The sequence below is a fragment of the Candidatus Poseidonia alphae genome (assembly GCF_943787815.1).
Classification (GTDB): Archaea; Thermoplasmatota; Poseidoniia; order Poseidoniales; family Poseidoniaceae; genus Poseidonia; species Poseidonia alphae.
The window spans coordinates 109,826-127,204 of sequence record NZ_CALSNW010000002.1; the positions used below are offsets into that span (position 1 = coordinate 109,826).

General features: G+C 49.8%; 14 protein-coding genes. 12 read left to right on the plus strand and 2 right to left on the minus strand.

Annotated elements, in window-relative coordinates:
* The first annotated feature begins 37 nt into the window (after nucleotides 1–37).
* The 9 genes from AAA857_RS04270 (at nucleotide 38) to AAA857_RS04310 (ending at nucleotide 12,025) form a co-directional block, all read left to right on the plus strand.
* Nucleotides 38–3,637: an ABC transporter permease gene (locus AAA857_RS04270; RefSeq protein WP_338173465.1), complete on the plus strand. Its 3,600-nt coding sequence runs from the start codon at nucleotides 38–40 to the stop codon at nucleotides 3,635–3,637.
* Complete coding sequence (locus AAA857_RS04275) at nucleotides 3,634–4,419, plus strand: ABC transporter ATP-binding protein (RefSeq protein WP_338173467.1); 786 nt, start codon at nucleotides 3,634–3,636, stop codon at nucleotides 4,417–4,419. Before AAA857_RS04270 ends, AAA857_RS04275 begins: the two co-directional genes overlap by 4 nt.
* Nucleotides 4,416–5,135, plus strand: a complete 720-nt coding sequence (locus AAA857_RS04280) for an ABC transporter ATP-binding protein (RefSeq protein WP_338173469.1) — start codon at nucleotides 4,416–4,418, stop codon at nucleotides 5,133–5,135. Before AAA857_RS04275 ends, AAA857_RS04280 begins: the two co-directional genes overlap by 4 nt.
* A gap of 67 nt (nucleotides 5,136–5,202) precedes the next feature.
* The gene (locus AAA857_RS04285; RefSeq protein ID WP_338173471.1) at nucleotides 5,203–5,394 is read left to right on the plus strand and encodes a cold shock domain-containing protein; all 192 of its coding nucleotides are present in this window, start codon (nucleotides 5,203–5,205) and stop codon (nucleotides 5,392–5,394) included.
* 201 nt (nucleotides 5,395–5,595) lie between these two features.
* Entirely contained in the window at nucleotides 5,596–6,240 is a 645-nt protein-coding gene (locus tag AAA857_RS04290) for a TetR/AcrR family transcriptional regulator (protein WP_338173473.1), read from the plus strand.
* Between the two features lie 55 nt (nucleotides 6,241–6,295).
* Nucleotides 6,296–7,114, plus strand: coding sequence for an ABC transporter ATP-binding protein (locus tag AAA857_RS04295; RefSeq protein ID WP_338173475.1), 819 nt, complete (start codon nucleotides 6,296–6,298; stop codon nucleotides 7,112–7,114).
* Nucleotides 7,111–10,761, plus strand: a complete 3,651-nt coding sequence (locus AAA857_RS04300; RefSeq protein WP_338173477.1) for an FtsX-like permease family protein — start codon at nucleotides 7,111–7,113, stop codon at nucleotides 10,759–10,761. Before AAA857_RS04295 ends, AAA857_RS04300 begins: the two co-directional genes overlap by 4 nt.
* The gene (locus AAA857_RS04305; protein ID WP_338173479.1) at nucleotides 10,758–11,744 is read left to right on the plus strand and encodes an ABC transporter ATP-binding protein; all 987 of its coding nucleotides are present in this window, start codon (nucleotides 10,758–10,760) and stop codon (nucleotides 11,742–11,744) included. The genes AAA857_RS04300 and AAA857_RS04305 overlap by 4 nt, the downstream gene beginning before the upstream one ends.
* Nucleotides 11,741–12,025, plus strand: coding sequence for a DUF3817 domain-containing protein (locus AAA857_RS04310; RefSeq protein ID WP_338173481.1), 285 nt, complete (start codon nucleotides 11,741–11,743; stop codon nucleotides 12,023–12,025). The genes AAA857_RS04305 and AAA857_RS04310 overlap by 4 nt, the downstream gene beginning before the upstream one ends.
* A gap of 30 nt (nucleotides 12,026–12,055) precedes the next feature.
* Here AAA857_RS04310 and AAA857_RS04315 read toward each other — a convergent pair whose 3' ends face one another.
* A complete protein-coding gene (locus AAA857_RS04315; RefSeq protein WP_338173483.1) occupies nucleotides 12,056–12,418 on the minus strand; it encodes a cupin domain-containing protein in 363 nt (120 codons plus the stop codon).
* Between the two features lie 118 nt (nucleotides 12,419–12,536).
* Between AAA857_RS04315 and AAA857_RS04320 the strand changes: the two genes are divergently transcribed.
* The 3 genes from AAA857_RS04320 (at nucleotide 12,537) to AAA857_RS04330 (ending at nucleotide 14,954) form a co-directional block, all read left to right on the plus strand.
* Nucleotides 12,537–13,358 carry a hypothetical protein gene (locus tag AAA857_RS04320; RefSeq protein WP_338173485.1) on the plus strand — a complete coding sequence of 274 codons (822 nt, stop codon included), beginning with the start codon at nucleotides 12,537–12,539 and terminating at the stop codon, nucleotides 13,356–13,358.
* 48 nt (nucleotides 13,359–13,406) lie between these two features.
* Nucleotides 13,407–14,108 carry a histidine phosphatase family protein gene (locus tag AAA857_RS04325; protein ID WP_338173487.1) on the plus strand — a complete coding sequence of 234 codons (702 nt, stop codon included), beginning with the start codon at nucleotides 13,407–13,409 and terminating at the stop codon, nucleotides 14,106–14,108.
* A gap of 87 nt (nucleotides 14,109–14,195) precedes the next feature.
* Entirely contained in the window at nucleotides 14,196–14,954 is a 759-nt protein-coding gene (locus AAA857_RS04330; RefSeq protein WP_338173489.1) for a hypothetical protein, read from the plus strand.
* On the opposite strand, the gene AAA857_RS04335 is transcribed toward AAA857_RS04330, so the two are convergent.
* Complete coding sequence (locus AAA857_RS04335; protein WP_338173491.1) at nucleotides 14,938–17,376, minus strand: DNA polymerase domain-containing protein; 2,439 nt, start codon at nucleotides 17,374–17,376, stop codon at nucleotides 14,938–14,940. The two genes, AAA857_RS04330 and AAA857_RS04335, sit on opposite strands and share 17 nt — an antisense overlap.
* Nucleotides 17,377–17,379: the final 3 nt, after the last annotated feature.

Genomic DNA, 17,379 nt, shown 5'->3' on the forward strand with positions numbered 1-17,379 from the left:
TGCATGCCTTAAGGACGATATGCGGAGGCTTTGTTGAATGGACTCCGAGCACGAATCAAAGGACAAATCCTCTCTATCTCATCGGTGGCAGGAACTCCCTCGCCTCAAGCGAAGACTTGTGATCGCAACAGTCGTGGCCATTGATGCCATTCTGGGATTGATGTTTCAATCGGGCATCGGCAACGGTATTGATGCGATACTGCTGGGAAACCTTCCCAATGACATGGTTTGGCTGTCACAGTCCATCCAGCTCATATCGATGGGGTTCCTCCTGGTGAAGGTCGTCTTTGATGACGTGCAGCATGGATGGCTTAGAACCGTTTTGATGGCGTTCTCGCCGTTATTCCTGCTCTTCGTCGTATTGTTCACCATAGAGTTGTTGATGATTGGACTTGATTCAAGCGCCGTTATCTACTTCAATTTGAGCTCAATTGGATTTAGCACCTTAACATGGTCATCGACATACCTAGCAATCGCAGTTGGTTGTACCTTGACGTACAGCGTTCAGCGATACGGGAATTTCGCTCAAAGCGAATTTTTCATGCTGGGGATGTACGTCGCCATCATGATCGTTTGGATGGACTACTTCTTCCCGCTCGTATCGGTTCCCAAGGACGGTGTCTTGGTTTGGACCGTTTTACTTTGGACGCTTCTTGGTGCCTTTGTCTTAACAGGCCTTGCTGGAATCATCATTGACCGTTTGGTCTTCAGAGGATTCCGTGACCGAAAATCAAGTGCTGACGTCATGATGATTGCATCTCTAGGTGTTGCTCTTATTTTGAGAGCGATTGTTTACCTGCGTTTTGGTGCAGGGACGAAATTGTTTGAACCGGACATTGACTGGCGTATTGCTCGTGAGCAGCGGTTTGAAGCACCCACAATGTTGACGAAACTCAACCTAGGGGACCGTTCTCTTGCAAGTGACGCCACCTACACCCACGGTTCTTGTGAAAATGTAGGTACAGCATCCAATCCAGTGTATGAAAAAGTCGTTAGTGAGGGCTCAAAGCCCATTGCAGATGTATACTCGGTGGGCTCAGATTGCGTCACCGAACTCACTGCAAATTATTCCTACTACAACGCAGCCATGCCTTTCGTCATCTTCGCTTCGGTTGGTTTGTTGCTTCTTTTGTTGACCAAGACCCGTCTTGGTCGTCGCATGCGCGCTGTTGCTGACAACCCAGAACTTGCTGCAAGTTGCGGAATCAACGTAGAGCGCGTTCACATGATGAGCGCTTTCCTGTCAGCAGGAATTTCTGGGCTCGGAGGGGCAATTTTTGCCATGACCATCCGCTACAGCCCTGAGACGGGATTCACTCTACTTTTGCCCGCTTTTGCTGTCATCGTACTCGGAACCATCGGCTCGGTACCAGGCGCGATTGTGGGAGCGCTCCTGATTGGATTTGTCCGCTCGGTGTCCTCTCCTATCTTGATGGGAATTGGAACCCCCTTGGATCGTTCAAATTATGCGAATCTTGCCGAAGTGATGCCTTATGTCATGATTATTGCTATCCTTCTTGTCATGCCTAAGGGAATCGGCGATGCCTATGATAAGTGGAACATCAAACGGATCCGAACTCGAGCCGCAGAAGACTTCACTCCTAATCTGAAACGAGCGTCCATCCTGGGGATTTTCTTTGCCCCGCTTGGCCTTCACCATTTCAGCGTTCGAAACAGCCTCCGCGGCCAGCGTTATCTTCTCACGACATTTGCTGCATACATCACCTATGTCTTCAGCCGGTTTGTTAGGGAGCACTCCATTGCAGACAGTGACATTTTCAAAACCTTGACGGGTGGAGATAAAACCATTGCTCTGTCTCATGCCCCTGAAACTTACACTGCTGTCCAACAAGAAGCCTGGCTATCGTTCATGCAGGCTGAGCATGTTTTGGTGGAACTCATCTCCGGTATCGGTATGTTGCTTTGGCCTGCGGTACCGATTCTATTCTATCTCATCGCATGGCGCGAAGCCTACTACACACTCCAAGGCAAAGAGATGAAGAAATCAGCACCATTTGCCGGTATCGCTCTCGTTTCCAGTCGCTGGGATGCTGTAAGTACCCGCTGTGGGACCATGTGGCGTACGGCAACGAAAGCAGTCGATGCAAAGATTGGCTTCATCGGAGTTCATGCACACCGTTTGGCCAACACCGGGAAAACAAAGTTCCGTGACACGGTCGTTGACAAACGAAACAGCGCTCTCAAAAAATTACACATGTCCTATGGACGTGAAAGTGAACTTGGCTCATGGGTGTCGTTTGGAGTTCTCGCTGTCGTCATGGCCTGCCTCATTTATTGGCTTCCCGTTGCGGATTCGGACCAAGCAAGCTTTGTGAAAACGCTTCAACTGTCCAACGTCATGGTCACGTTTGCCATTTTTGCAATCCTTGCGCTTTCACTTAATCTGCATACCGGAGTTACCGGCCAGCTCAACTTTGGTGTCATCTTCTTTGCCGCCATCGGAGCCATTACCGTTGGTATTTTGACTGCACCTAAGGAACTGCACGGTTATGATTGGCCAATTGTTTACGCCGTATTGTTTTCCATGTTCCTTGGCGCTGTGGCTGGGTGGTTCCTTGCCTATCCTACCGCCCGCTTGCGAAGCGATTACTTCGCCATCATTACGATTTCACTCGGCGAAATCGTTCGGGTGCTACTGAGTGGAGAACCGCTCCTTCGAGCAGGCTCCTGGGGCAGTGCGGTTGGTATATCTCGATACAAATTACCGCTTCAAGAATGGTGGTTCTGCGGAGATTCCGTTCCGAACGATGCAAACGGAAACCCTCTCTCTCCTGTGGCCTGTTCAAGAGATGACAGCATACAGAGCATGGCCGCAACCGTTGGTGAATGGCTTAATCTCGGCCAACCTGCACCTTACATGTTTGTCCTCGCAACCATAGGCCTGATTGGTTTAATTCTAGCCTGGTGGTTGCTCAACACGGTTCTTAAATCACCATGGGGGCGAATTCTACGAGCCATCAGAGAAGATGAAGAGGTTGCACAACATCACGGCCATGATGTTCTGCGCCACAAGGCAGCAAGCCTAGCATTGGGTGCCTCAATTGCTGCTTTTGCCGGCGCACTATGGGCATGGAAGTTAACAGGATTCCAACCGTCGTTCATGTCACCTGCTAAAACCACCTTCTTGGTTTGGGCTGCGTTCATCATTGGCGGGGCTGGAAACAACCGTGGAATGATCATCGGAGCATCAATCATTGTCCTCATGGAATTTGTTTTCAACGTCCTCGTAGCAGGTCAAGGAAGTTCCGACCTCCCTCTCAACGAAGTTGCTGCTACCATTGACGGTTGGTTTGAATGGCTTGTCATTGAACAGGTCCAAGTCATGTGGATTTGCATCGCAATTGTCCTTCTCGCTCATCTTGTCAAATGGGAATCAGTGCGGGAGACCTTCTTCTGGGTGGGTCTAATTTTTGCCTGTGGCTCGTTCTTCTTCGATGACCGTTCTATCGAGGAGGCTTATCCAACCGGAGTCGTTCGTGCGGGAATGGCTTACGTCAAGGTGTTGCTCATTGGCCTTCTCATCGTCTTTTCACTGCGATACAATCCCAAAGGGTTGCTACCTGAGGTTCCTTATCGGCCTCCGCATCCAGCAGGAAAGGGGGCTGAAGAACAATGAAGCCACTTTTGTCGGTTAAGAATTTACGAATGGAATTCGGCGGACTTGTCGCTGTTAAGGATGTCACCTTTGAGGTCAAGAAGGGAGAATTCATTGGTTTAATCGGTCCAAATGGGTGCGGTAAGTCAACCACTTTCAACTGCATTAGCGGTCTTCTTCAACAGACATCAGGAACCGTTGAAGTGTTTGGAAAAGATGTCTCAGACAAGCGTCCAGACCAAATTCAAAAACTTGGCATGACCCGTACCTTCCAACATACTCGCCTTTGGAAGGACATGACGGTTATTGAGAACATGCTCGTTCCACCGCGTAAACAATTCTCACCCAATCCAATTTTGTCGCTGTTCAGAGGGCGTTCGCGTCCATCCGAAAAAGAACGCCTCGCTAACGCCTTTGCCGTATTGGACCAGCTTGAAGTGCCTCATATGGCCCACAACCTCGCGAGTGAACTCTCCGGCGGTCAGAGCAAACTTGTTGATATCGGACGTTCAATGATGGGAAGTCCAGATTTGTTGTTGCTGGACGAACCTGTTGCTGGCGTTGCCGGCCCTCTAGCCATGAAAATCTTTACCAATTTGCGCGAACTCGTTGATACGACAGGGATTTCTGTCCTCGTCATTGAACACAACATGGATTTCATCTTGCGCCAAGGTGTTGACCGTATTGTCGTCATGAATGAAGGAGAAATCCTGATGGTCGGGACTCCAGAAGAAGTCAAATCCAACCGGGCAGTCATTGAAGCCTATCTCGGGGGAGCTAGCGATGGAGGTGAAGAAGAATGACCCGAATGCTTGATGTCAAAGGGTTGACCGCTGGATACGGGAGTGTACAGATTCTCTACGGAGTGGACCTCTATGTTGACAAAGGTGAATTCGTGACCATTATCGGTCCTAACGGCTGCGGTAAATCCACGTTCATCAAGGCTCTGTTTGGGATTGCAACCTATTACGGCGGGGAAGTTTCCTATGACGGCGAATCCATCGAGAAATTGCGTACAGACCAATTGGTCAACAAGGGAATCGCCTATGTCCCCCAAGTGAACAACGTGTTTCCGACGCTCTCTGTTGAAGAGAATTTGCAAATGGGTGGTAATTCCCTTTCAAACAAAGTCCTGAAAGAACGCATTGAACGAGCACTCAACATGTTCCCAGACCTACGTTCAAGAGAGCACGACCTGGCTGCTTCACTCTCGGGCGGAGAACGACAAATGTTGGCCATTTCACGTGCCTTGATTTCCGACCCCTCGTTCCTGCTCCTCGATGAACCTACAGCCGCCCTTTCACCGCTCTACCAGCAACAGATCATCGAACGGATTGACAACCTGCGCAAAGAGGGCATTACAGTCCTCATTGTTGAGCAAAATGCTCGCTTGAGTCTCGCTCGCTCGGACCGGGGTTATATTTTCGCCAATGGAAAGGTCGTACACACGGGTGATGCAGAATTCATTCTCAACGATCCTGAGATTGGAGAATACTTCCTCGGCTCTCACGATGACTGATATATTTCCATTAAATCAGACTATTCTTTCCATCGCCCTCAAGTACTTGAAGAATTGACCGGCAAATATGGCGCAAGGAACAGTCAAGTGGTTTAACCAAGTAAAAGGATTCGGATTTATTGAAGTTGAAGGTGGAGACGACCTTTTCGTCCACATCTCCGAGGTCACCGGAGAGATCACTGACGGTGATACCGTTCAGTTTGAAGTCGGTGAAGGTCCCAAAGGCCCAAACGCCGTTGGCGTTAGCAAAGTCGAGTGAGACACCGTTTTCTGCTTCTGCAGAACATACGCTCTAGCATGAATCAGCGTGAGCTGTGCCTTTGCACCGGAACCTCTACGGATAACACACCTCCAGCCCATCGGAATGAGTGGCATGGATGTTGTGTCGAACGTTCCTGTGGGATATTCAGACAAAGGTACATAAACCAATGGTCAGACCGGCGGTCTGAAGTTGAATTCCATGCCGCTCAAGCGTTTTCTCAAACTTCCTTTAGAGGAACAGGAAAGGGTGCTGAGCGTCGCTAAGAAGCAGTTTGCTGTTCATGGCTACGACGCCATGTCGTTGAACCTCTTGCTCAAGGAGCTTGACATCTCGAAGGGCCAATTCTACTACTGGTTCGAAGACAAAGGCGATTTGTTTTTGAGCATCATTGGCCAATACTGCAATTTCATTACCATGAAGTTGGAAGAGCACGGCGCTGCGCCTTCAATAGAAGATTACTGGGTTCACCTGAGACAAGGTCGCCTCATCCAGGAACAGTGCTGGAAGGAACTCGACTGCATTGAGATTGGAGTTATGATTGGCGAACAAATGCCGTCAAATCACCCATTGGCCGAAGGATTGGGAGCGAAAGCAGCACCACTGAATCGTTATTGGTTAAACCAACTCAAGCAAGGGCAGGAGTGGGCGCTCGTGCGTACAGATCTCTCTCTTGAAATCCTCCTCAAATTGCTCAACAATGTCTCTGATTCATTCTATGGCATCATGCTAGGAGCCTCCGGCGCTTCACCTACGCCAACTGAAATTCAAGCCTTGCATACCATTCTCGGCTCAACGTTGCGTGGTTTGCTTGAGAGCCCCCAAAGGGTAAATGTGTACGATTGAGAAACAGGTCTTGAAATATTAAATTCCATAAATCAAAGATTAGGAGGAAATGAAAATGCTAGAAGTAACTAAACTCACGAAGGCTTTCGGGTCCGGTTCAAACAAACTGCATGTCCTCAAAGGCGTGGATATGAGCATCAAACAAGGGGAAATGGTTGCTCTTATGGGCCCTTCAGGTTCAGGTAAGTCAACGCTCCTCAACATCATTGGAGGTCTTCTCGCTGGAGATGCAGGCTCCATTACCCTCGGTGAGCGAACCTACGGCCTGAAAGGACCGTCAGGCGTCGTTGACGTTCGCAGGGAACTCGTTGGTTGGATTTTCCAAGACTTCCACCTTCTTGACAATCTAACTGCAACCGACAACGTTGCCATGGCCCTCGAACTGTCGGGTATGCCAGCTGAAGAGGCAGAAAAAGCAGCTGAAGTTGCTCTGAAAAAGGTAGGTCTTGGTGACCGCATGGACCATATTCCTGACCAATTATCTGGTGGCCAACAGCAACGTGTCGCCATCGCTCGTGCAATCGCAGGAAACCGTCCGATTCTTCTCGCGGATGAACCCACAGGAAATCTTGACATTGCAAGCGGAAAAGAAGTCCTTGCGTTGTTTAAAGAACTGTGCCACGACAAAGACAACCCCATTTCCATCCTCATGGTCACCCACGACCCGGATCTCGCATCAAATGCCGACCGAATGCTTCTTCTCAACGATGGGAAAACCGAAGCCTCGGATATTCGTTCAGCCTGGGGCTTGGACGATGATACCGATGAACCCGAAGGTGAAGCGGAAGATGCAGATGAAGACGATGATGTGAATGCAGATACGGGTGCAAACACGGATGAAGATGCAGATGAAATCGGAGGTGAAGCGATATGAGCGATAAAGGACACGAGCTCAAAGAAACGGATTTCCCCGAAAGTCGCTCAAAAATGGGCCGTGCGACCCATCGCCTCATGGAGGCACCAAGCCGCCTCCGCCTTGCCGCCCAAGGTGCATGGCGTGGTAAGGAACGCGGCCTCGCAGTCATCGCAGGTGTGTTTCTCGCTTCGTTGGTCATCACGACCGTACTTGCTTACGGTGTTGGCCTCTCACAACTCTTTTTTGAGGAATCATTGGATTCAGAACCATTTGACGCCAAAATTGAGTACGCCCGCACTCCACTGCCGGGAAATGAGAACAGTACCGGGTGGTCAAACAACACCACGACCATGACCAATGTCTGCGACGAATTGTTGTCTGAATTCACCGAATTCAATGATTGTACCTTGGTTCTGGGCAGGCAAGGAATTCACAGTGGTGGATTTTTCAATTTGGAGTTTGTTGTGGCCCAACCTCTCGAGATGCAAGCGATTACCGACGATGCCAACCCTTATTGGGGCAACGTCACTTTTGACTACCCCGAAGCTGCTGACGCCGGACCACCGATCTCAGACAAACGCGCCATTCGTTTCCTCGGTCCCGAGGCTTTTGATGGTGAATTGGCTGACCGCCTTGGAGGCAACATCATCGCAGGCCTGGGTGAATGGCCCAGTCCTGAAAACATGAGTGGCCAGCGGGGAATAATCCTACCATCCACTGTTGCAAGCCAGGCACAAGCCAGCGTTGGTGATGTGCTTGATAGCCTCACGTTTGCCTATGTTGTTGATGAATCAACCATCTTTGAGGGGACCGTAAATGAAGAAAACTGTGCAGGTGAAGTCACTCCTGAAGAGAACGAAATGATCTACTGTCGAATGTCGATGACCATTGAGAACCTGACGGTAATGGGCATCTACGAACCTTGGGACTTTGGAAATCCAACACTGCCATTTAACCCGATTTTCACCACCTGGGAAGTGTTGGAGGAATCTGAACGTGGTACGTTGATGGATTACGACCACATGTACCTTGGCGTCACCATCGACCGCGGTCAGTTGCCGACCTCATCAACAGCGGATGCTGCAGATTGGCTTGAAGACCTTGGCACCAGAGTACAGGCCGGAAACTACACCGATGAAGGCGTTGAATTGTTTTACACTGACATCGTCAGTGGGACCATCACCTTCCTGAACATTTTCCTTGGTTTAATTCAAATCTTTGATTACATCATTATGATTCCTATTGTCATTCTTTCCCTCGCGGTTTTGATTTACGGACTTGTTCTTTCTCTTGAACAACGGCGAAGAGAAGTGAGTATCCATCGCGTCATCGGGGCGGATGCTCAAAGTTTGCAAGGAATGGTCTTGCTTGAACTCTTTGTCATGTCTTCAGTCGCATGGCTTGCAGGGTATCTCCTCGCCTTAGTTTCGGTTCCGATTGTCCTTTCTGCGGTTGGCTTTATGGAATTCCGAACCGGTGATTTCGATGTTACTCCGACCCTCAGTGTTGGAGCAACCATCTTCACAGCCGTAACCACACTTGGGCTTGCCTTGATCTTTGGACGTAGTCGAGCAAGAGAATTCATCGAACTTGAAATCGAAGAAGGTGTTCGCAATACCACAGCAAAAGCACAACCAAAGCGTTGGTTGCACTGGACTGCGTTCTTGTTCGGTATGCTCGCAGTCATCGATACTTGGCTTGAGATGAACGTGAACGAAGACGGAATTGTCTCGAATTTCTTCATCGAGGGCCTCATTGGTATCTTCGGTCCCTTTGCTTTGTGGATTGGAGGCGCATTGTTGCTTGGAAGAATCGGAGCAAAAGGACCGCAAATCATGCAGATGGTTTTCGGTAGGACTCCTCTGCTGAACGATGTTAAGCGAGGACTGAAAGGTTCAGGTTCTGCAGAATCAGTGAACCGCCTTGCAGTCATTATGCTTCTCACGCTCTCCATCGTCACCCTTGCTGCTGTACAAGGTTACACAGGGACCTTGGTCGACGAGAAAACCGTCGACGCAACCGTCGGGTCTGACCTTCAGATTACAATGGAGGAGGGGACCAACAGTTCCACCCTCACGTCCCTTATCGGGGAATTCACAGATGGAACGGTTACACCTCTCATCACAAGTGTCCCAGAATTAATGCTGGCCGATTCTCAAGGTGGAGATAAATTGCAAACCTATGTCTTGCTTGATAACAGCAAAGAGGTTCTCAAATGGAGTGAGCAGGCTCTTCCTGGCACAGAGGTTTCTCCGGCTCTATCTGCCTATGCCGGGGGAGGATTCTCTGCTGGGGAGGATGCAGCCTATTCGTTGGACATTGCAGGTTCGGACCGAGGAGGCGACGAGAATAGACTGGACGACGTCCTTCTCAAGGAAGACGATAAGAGCGGTAAATCGGTGAACATTGATTTCGTCTGGGAACAAGCTGAATTTAATTTCTCTCAAGGCGGTTTAGCCGATACCAATTTGACACTTGATGATGTGTTCGAAAGGTATGTTTTCCTCATGCAACGTGACTGGTCGGGGCTTGACCTATCCGATCAAAACCTCAACAGCCGAAACCTCAGTTACGCGGACTTCACCAATTCAAACCTCTCGAATTCAAACCTTGAAGATGTAAACCTCAGCCAGTCGCTCCTCTACAACGTGGACATGAGTGGGGCTGACCTTACTGGAGCGGACTTAAGTAACGCCGTTCTTCTGAAATTGTTCGGTGCGGGTAGCTTGGAATCTACGGATTTCACTGACGCCGATTTGACGGGGGCCTGGTCAAGTGGCACCCTTGATCTTTCAACAGCAATTCTAAGCAACACGACCTGTCCAGACGGAACCAACTCCAACGTGACGAATTGTGCAAGTGGGTTTGCAACAAATCCTCCGGCTTTAGTGGCTCAATTTTTCTTGGCCAATTCAGTTGTTCGCATTGACATCACTCCGTTCAATGATGAGCTGTACTACATGGGCACTCACGAATACATCCCTGGTGTTAGTGCCCCTACGATTGCATCATCACTCATCATCGGTGAAAGTTCGTGGCGTTCGTTTGTAGGCGATGATGCTGTTAACAATTACACCTCAACAGACTGGATCGTACGTGTTAACGGTGTTTCAGGGGAAGAACTCGAGTCCTTAGGTTCAAAATTACAAGCTGATGCGCGCGTATCAAACGTGGTTGATTGGTCAAGCACTCACAAGGACGTCGAGCGAAACGGCGGGTTGATTTTCGGAACACCAGGACTTCTCTCCTTGCAATTTGTTGTCGCCAGCGTAGCCGCAGTGGCTTCGAGTTTCGTGTTCCTTTCGCTTGTCTTGAGTCAACGCCAAAAAGAGTTAGCAGTTCTCCAAGCCATTGGTGCATCACCAAATCAGATCATTCGGTTGGTCCTCTTTGAGATTCTCTCGATTGTCATGGTATCCATGATTCTCGGAATCATCCTCGGAGTTGGCGTTGCACTCTCGTTTAACGGGTTCTTCGACATCTTCGGGTTCATCTTCCAAATCTTCGGAGGTTCATCGACGACGATAAATCGGACGCTGGTCTATCCATGGACGCAGATCATTTTGGTTTCTCTGGCTGTGTTTGCAGCTGTGGTCGTGGCGCTTCTCGTTACCACTCGGCGTGCATTGAAGTCGGACCTAGCCAGTGTGCTCAAGGGGGAATGAAGTTGGTAGATACGATTTTAGAAGCAGACGGCCTTTATCACGTGTACGAATCCAAGGCTGAAGACGGCAACGTTGTGGCCCTTCGGGGGCTTCACATCAACATGAAAGCCGGCGAAGCAATCGCTGTTGTTGGCCCTTCGGGATCAGGAAAGTCGACGTTGATGAAATGTCTTGGTGGACTGATGAAAGCCAGTGCAGGGTCCGTTAGTCTAGACGGAAGGAACATGACGCGCCTCTCCGGACAAGAATTGGTTGAGCTGCGCCAGAAAACGGTGTCCTTCATCTTCCAAGAAGGTAACTTGCTGCCCAACCTCAACGCCAGAGACAATGTCGCTCAACCCCTTCGTCACCAAGGTGTATCTTCAAAGAAAGCGCTTCAACTCGCCGATGCAATGCTTACCCGTTTGGGTATGGGTCACCGAATCAATGCATTGCCGGCAATGCTCAGCGGTGGTGAGCAACAACGTGTCGCCATTTCCCGTGCACTGATTACCAAGCCTCGCTTGATTTTAGCCGATGAGCCTACGGGGGCATTGGATCCTATAACCAGCCGTGAAGTATTGGCGTTGTTCAAGGACTTGCATCTAAACGATGGTGTATCGTTCCTTATCGTGACTCACTCGAAAGAAGTCGCAGCATTTGCTAACCGTTCGCTTGAATTGCGGGATGGACGATTTGTCGCTGAACACGGTGAGACGATTGACGTTGAAGACCTCAGCAAAGACCGAGAACTGATCATCGACGAAACGGGGACCGTTACACTTCCCCCGGACTTGTTGGTTCGTTTGGGCGGTGCAGGACGCTACACTGTAGGCAACGTCGCCAGTGGCTATCTTTCATTGCAAGGTGAAGCCGTGGAATCAATGGGCAAGATGGAACTCTCTGCAACCTGCCCCGCATGCAAGCACGATTACGCTGATACCGACGACCAACTTTGCCCTTCGTGCGGTTCAAGTAGGCCGATGGTTGAGGTCAAAGCATGAAGCAGTGGGTGGCGTTTGTAGGTTACTTGGAAGGTTTTTCCTTTCTCACGTTGATGTTTTACGCCATGCCGTTGAAGTATTTTGCAGGAGAGCCAGAGATGGTCTCCCTGTTTGGTACTCTGCATGGAGGCCTGTTCGTGGCCTACATCGGCCTTCTTTTCCTCGGCGTGGGCAAGCATTGGTCCTTCACTGCCCTCATTCACGGATTCATTGCAGCAGTTGTACCTGCAGGTCCCTTCCTCTTTGAGGGATTGATGGCTTCGGGCGAATACGACCTATAATGCGCTTATGCATTTTGAATGAAGCATTATTCAAACCGACTTAACGCCTTCAGGCCAAAGCACAAGAATCAATGTCTTTCCTCGAGTCTTGGGTGTGTGCGTGGTTTCACGGTTCATCCAAACGATGGATCCGGTGGGGTACGAACCGTCTTCATCCCACACCTCTCCTTCGAGGACAAGATAGCATTCACCACCAGGGTGGCTATGAGGCATGAATGCATCAACGGTAACCTCGGAGTCTGCTTCGTAGAGAACAAGTGAGGTTTGATCTTCACGCAAGAGGCGTCCCAAGCGAACACCAGTTCCAAAATCCTTCCATCGGACGTTTTCCTCCAACCATTCTTTGTCGACTGAAAATCCGAGCCATTCTGCCATGTTGTGTGTGAAGACCATGGTTGGCCGAGATGCCGGTGGGACATGAGCGCTTCGGTGAACCTGTCAAATTCCTAGGGTTCAATACAATCTTTGCGTTTGGTTCAAGTCCTAAGCCGTGATGTCCCTATGAGGCAGGATGTCAGCAGGCCCTATTCAAATCCCAGAAATCCCACCAGCAGGTCCGTGGGATGCCTATGTATTGTTCATCCTCTGGCTCCCGTTTGTATTCCGTCTCGTCATACTTGCAAAGCCGATGCGCCAAGTCATCAACAAACTTTCACCTCATGCAGGATGGGCGCTCAAACAATTACGAACCCTTCCGGTCAAAGGTATGGGTCTTCTGGTGTTCAACGAGATTTTTGCCTTCATGATTCCACCGATGCTCGTCTTGGGCCTACGTCTCTTCATTGACCCTATTGGATGGCAGTCTTGGTCTGAAGTGACAAATCTTGGTGGAACGCTTCTGCTCATGGCCCTTTTCTTCTGGATTGTCATGGATTTTTATCGCGTAGCACGGGTTCGTCGCATGCTGACAGCTGTGCTTCGTCAAGATGTCTCAAAGTTGCGCAAGGTTGCAGATACTGGACTTAAAGCTAGAAATTGGCTTCGCAAAATCTCAGGTCGTCAGAAAAACAAACCAGTAACAAAGAAAGAAGTGAATGAGACTGGAATGGAAGTGGCGAAGAGTTCGCTCAAGGTTTGGGCTGGAAGAGCCTTTCTAACCCGTAAATTAACTCCGGCAGGTTTGCTGAGCAGTGTGGCGATGGGCGCAGCGATTGAGGTTGGAAAAATTAGCGCTGGAAAGTTCTCAGATGTCGTTGACAAACGACTGCAAAAGGAATTCGAGGAGCGGACTAATACACAGTCAAAGACCCTTCTTGTCCTTTTCACAAGAGATCTCATCATGGGCGTATTCCCACTGGTTGTTCTCGCATTCGTTCCATGGCTGCTTGGTTAAGCGCCACCTTCATGCCCTGCCTACTCGTGGACGAACTGAGGCACCTCCATGTCATTGCTCATTCTGATGCGTCACGGCCAATCCATGTGGAACGCTGCTGGTTTTTTTACCGGCTGGGTTGATGTTCCACTTTCGGTCAAAGGGATCGATGAAGCCCGCGAAGGCGGCAAAGCGATCGCTCACCTTCCCATCGATGAAGTCCATGTCTCCATGCTCATTCGGGCTCAGATGACCGCTATGATCGCTATGTCTGAACACAACAGCGGCCGAACCCCCGTATTCCAATACAGCCAAGAAATGGAAGAGGGACTTTCAGAGAACGAGGCACGCATGCGCCAATGGTCACAAATTCGAGGCGACGCAGCCAAAGACAGTATCCTTCCCGTTCACGCTGCATGGCAGTTGAACGAGCGCATGTACGGTGACCTCCAAGGCCTTGACAAAGATGAGACGCGAGAGCAATACGGCGCAGAACAGGTGCACGTTTGGCGTCGTTCGTTTGATGTGCCTCCACCCAACGGTGAATCGCTTGAATTGACTGCAGAGCGTACCATCCCTTACCTTGAGAATACGCTGATGCCATCGATTGAAGCTGGAAAAAACCTCTTTGTTGCAGCACACGGTAATTCCCTTCGCAGCATCATCATGCATCTTGATGGCCTTTCTAAAGAAGAAGTTCTGGGTCTTGAAGTCCCAACAGGCGCCCCCATCGTCTACCGCTACTCCGCCGGTTCGTGGAAGCGAGCGTGAATGGAAGGGGCTCTGTACCTTCATCATTTTCACTTTCAATTAGCGTGTCTCCTCAAAGATAGAGGTGCTGCCCGCGAGAACAACGGCATGAGCAGTAAACGAGCACTGAGAAGACTTGATACTGAAATCGATGAAACTCGTATTGCTCCTCGCAGTGGGGGCGTCTATCAGTTGAGTGGCGCAGGAAGGTCAGGAAAATCCATGCGTGTTTACGCAGAAGCATGGGCCGCTCTCGCTCTCATGGCGGGGGAATTCGTTCACTGGATTGACGGGGCCACTCGCTTCAACCCAGCCCGTGTACTGCGATGCATTCCAGAGGGCGTACCCGAGTCGAATAACTTGCTCCGAAATTTGTTCGTGGGCCGCGGATTCACCGTTCATCAATTCGCATCATTGATTGAACGACTCGACGGCGAATTGAACATCACTGGAGCACGTCTTGTTGTCGTTGACGGACCGATTACGATGCATCTCGACTCACAGGTCAAGGAACGAGAGGCTCGTACTTTGCTTCGAAGATGCATGGACCATCTCAACCTTGTCGCGGTTAAGCACAACATTTCAGTCATTGTGATCACGGAATCAAAGCCCAATTCAAAACGTCATTCAACGTTGCTTCAAGCAGTAGAAAGGCGGTGCAATCAACGCCTTCTTGGTCGAATGGAACGTGTTCGTGGGTCAAAGAAGATGTGGCTTTTACATCTCCCCAGTGGAAGTTCAGGCTTTCGTAAGGAAGCCGTTGAGCAGGAAACGCTTGAGGAATCGTTCAGTCGAATTTTGCACCATGAGCTCGTACACAATCGAGGCGTTGAAGAGGAAAAAGACCGGTTTACATTGTTGAATTGAACGGTTTATCCGCTGAGGAGTAGTCAAATAGAGTAGCGGCTTTGAGTCCAACGCGGATTTCCTCATCGGTCCATCCGAAAGGAGCGAGAATGGCCCATATTGCTCTTCGTGCAAGTTCTCTGTAGTGGTTATGGTCAACGTTGACTTCTGACCTTGCAGCTCGAGGCAGTTCTTCCAGCAGAATCACCCGCGCAGCGGGATCTTCATCTCGTGTCCTTAGTACCACAAATTTGACTTTGCCTCCAGGAGGTATTTCATGCCCGAGTTGAGCGGCGCGTAGCAGTGCAGCATGCGTTAATGTTGACACGGTGAACTGTTCAATGGTCTTGCTCACTCTGCGCTTGACCACCAACTCTTCCATATCAATGCCGTTTCGTTCAAGCCTTCCTAATTCTTTGTGCAACATGCTTGAAATAGAATTTTGAACGGGCCGACTTTGGACGTTAATGCCGTCACGGATGCAGTCAATAAGAATCTCAAAGGCCATGTTTTGAAGAGATTTAACCCACAGGCAAGTTGAATGTTGGCGCGATTCAATGCCTCGCATTTTCAATCCTTTGTCCCCATAGGCCCAGTATTTGGTAAGAGAACCCGCACCGTGCATTCGGCTGGGAAGGAAGCCAATGAAGTGGTACATGTCTTCGTATTCCAGTGGGATGCCGATTTCTTGGGTCACCCGTTGCGCGAACTGAAGAGCAAGACGGCGCTTTTCTTCGCGGTTGGTAATGGCTTTGTTTTCAATCCAAACGCAATCAACAATGGCATGAAGCACCGTCCAGCCTTCGTCTTCGGCCATGGCTATTGTTTTCAGAAGAATTTCTCTTGACCATGCGCATATTGCCTCGTGGGCTTCAATTCTGCCGAACCGTGCATTCTTGTAACCCGTGTAGCCAAAACATGTTACAAGCAGCCACTTCAACGCATTTTGTTGCTTGTCAATGGCGTCACCTTTGGTGGTGACGTGTTCTTTCAATTGCATCCGTCGTTCGATGATAGGAGCCACAACCCGACCGAGAAAACCGTGAATACGACCGCAGGTGTGAGAACTCAGGCCAGGAACTGGAAGAGCCCATGAATGCGTGACAGGAAAGAGGCCGGTTCCGATGTTTTCATTGAGACGCCGCCGTCTAAACTCTTTGCGGGCCGATTCAACGTTGAGTGGAAGCAAATGATCGGCCCTGAGGTCCACCTTTGAAGGTTGGCAGCAGGCGCAGTTGAGGGTTTCTGGCGAGATGTTTCGCGTCGCAATGATGTTTGGAAAGAGGCTTGCAAAATCAAGTTCCACAACATCGGTATAGAGCCCAGGCTTACTGTCCAGATACAACCCTCCACGGTCGGCCATCATCAATTCCCATGCCGTTTTCGTATCTTCAGGACGATTTTTCTTCCATGGAACCAAGACGCCATCTTCCATCGCCGTTCGTATTTGTATCGCACTGATTACCGAACCGGGTGAAAGCCGAGAAATATCTTGAGGTGATTGGCGTGAATGGCGAGCCAGTTCAAACAATCCGAGAAGACCGCCTTCGCGAACAATGAAACTGGAACGTAGGTCAATGTGCATACGACCATGCATCGGGAAATAACTGTCCTTTCGCTTCACTTGGCCGTAGGAGTGAACGGTTCGAGAAGCGGTACGTGCTTCCAATCGAGAAGGTTTTCTACTCATTGTCAAAGGAACTCCAGCAGCATCACTGAGTCGTTGAAGGACCGAGAGATGGAGCGAATCACCGCCTTGTGTTAGAACAAGGTCGGGATTGATGTTCTCAATTGCGTGCTGCAATGCTTGAACAAAAGCACCCTCTGATGCGTTGTTTTTGATACGAGTGCTGTGAACTTCATCGGATGCATCTCCCACGATTGCAGTGTTCAACACGACTTCTTCAAGCCGTGAATCCAAGGTGTCAAAGCCGTTCGAGTCCTCGTAGCAGAATTCCATTTCCATCTGTTTCAATTCTGGCCAGGTTCCATTCTCTTCAAGCGGACTAAAACCAACACCGTCCCATCGTACATACTGGAACGGGGCAACCTGATGTTCCACAAAGAAGCGTTGAGCAAGATGTGCATCAACCGAGTAGAGTGTGTAGCGATGGTAATCTCCTCTTGATTCAATGTGTTCCGCAAGGCTACGAATCAATCGGTTGTCCACCATCTCAATTTCCAAAACATCGTGCATTTCATACTGGTCAAGAGAAAGTCGGCTCCGAATGTATTGCATTGAACCCACAGCAAACCGTTGTGCAATCTCAGCGCATTCAAGCCAGTTCATGAGGTGTTCAAGCCGTTGTTTTGTCGCATGGACATGAATTGCAGCCGCCCACGGTACGATGACCCGTTGGACTCCGCTCGGTTCTACGAACATCCAGATGTCCATGGTGATGCCATCATCACCGAGTTGTGCGTCAATAATCCAACCGTTCACAGC

What these genes read in the sequence shown, in the direction of transcription:
- AAA857_RS04270 (WP_338173465.1), top strand. Translation starts at nt 38, where the DNA reads ATGGACTCCGAGCACGAATCAAAGGACAAATCCTCTCTATCTCATCGG.
- AAA857_RS04275 (WP_338173467.1), top strand. Translation starts at nt 3,634, where the DNA reads ATGAAGCCACTTTTGTCGGTTAAGAATTTACGAATGGAATTCGGCGGA.
- AAA857_RS04280 (WP_338173469.1), top strand. Translation starts at nt 4,416, where the DNA reads ATGACCCGAATGCTTGATGTCAAAGGGTTGACCGCTGGATACGGGAGT.
- AAA857_RS04285 (WP_338173471.1), top strand. Translation starts at nt 5,203, where the DNA reads ATGGCGCAAGGAACAGTCAAGTGGTTTAACCAAGTAAAAGGATTCGGA.
- AAA857_RS04290 (WP_338173473.1), top strand. Translation starts at nt 5,596, where the DNA reads ATGCCGCTCAAGCGTTTTCTCAAACTTCCTTTAGAGGAACAGGAAAGG.
- AAA857_RS04295 (WP_338173475.1), top strand. Translation starts at nt 6,296, where the DNA reads ATGCTAGAAGTAACTAAACTCACGAAGGCTTTCGGGTCCGGTTCAAAC.
- AAA857_RS04300 (WP_338173477.1), top strand. Translation starts at nt 7,111, where the DNA reads ATGAGCGATAAAGGACACGAGCTCAAAGAAACGGATTTCCCCGAAAGT.
- AAA857_RS04305 (WP_338173479.1), top strand. Translation starts at nt 10,758, where the DNA reads ATGAAGTTGGTAGATACGATTTTAGAAGCAGACGGCCTTTATCACGTG.
- AAA857_RS04310 (WP_338173481.1), top strand. Translation starts at nt 11,741, where the DNA reads ATGAAGCAGTGGGTGGCGTTTGTAGGTTACTTGGAAGGTTTTTCCTTT.
- AAA857_RS04315 (WP_338173483.1), bottom strand. Translation starts at nt 12,418, where the DNA reads ATGGTCTTCACACACAACATGGCAGAATGGCTCGGATTTTCAGTCGAC.
- AAA857_RS04320 (WP_338173485.1), top strand. Translation starts at nt 12,537, where the DNA reads ATGTCAGCAGGCCCTATTCAAATCCCAGAAATCCCACCAGCAGGTCCG.
- AAA857_RS04325 (WP_338173487.1), top strand. Translation starts at nt 13,407, where the DNA reads ATGTCATTGCTCATTCTGATGCGTCACGGCCAATCCATGTGGAACGCT.
- AAA857_RS04330 (WP_338173489.1), top strand. Translation starts at nt 14,196, where the DNA reads ATGAGCAGTAAACGAGCACTGAGAAGACTTGATACTGAAATCGATGAA.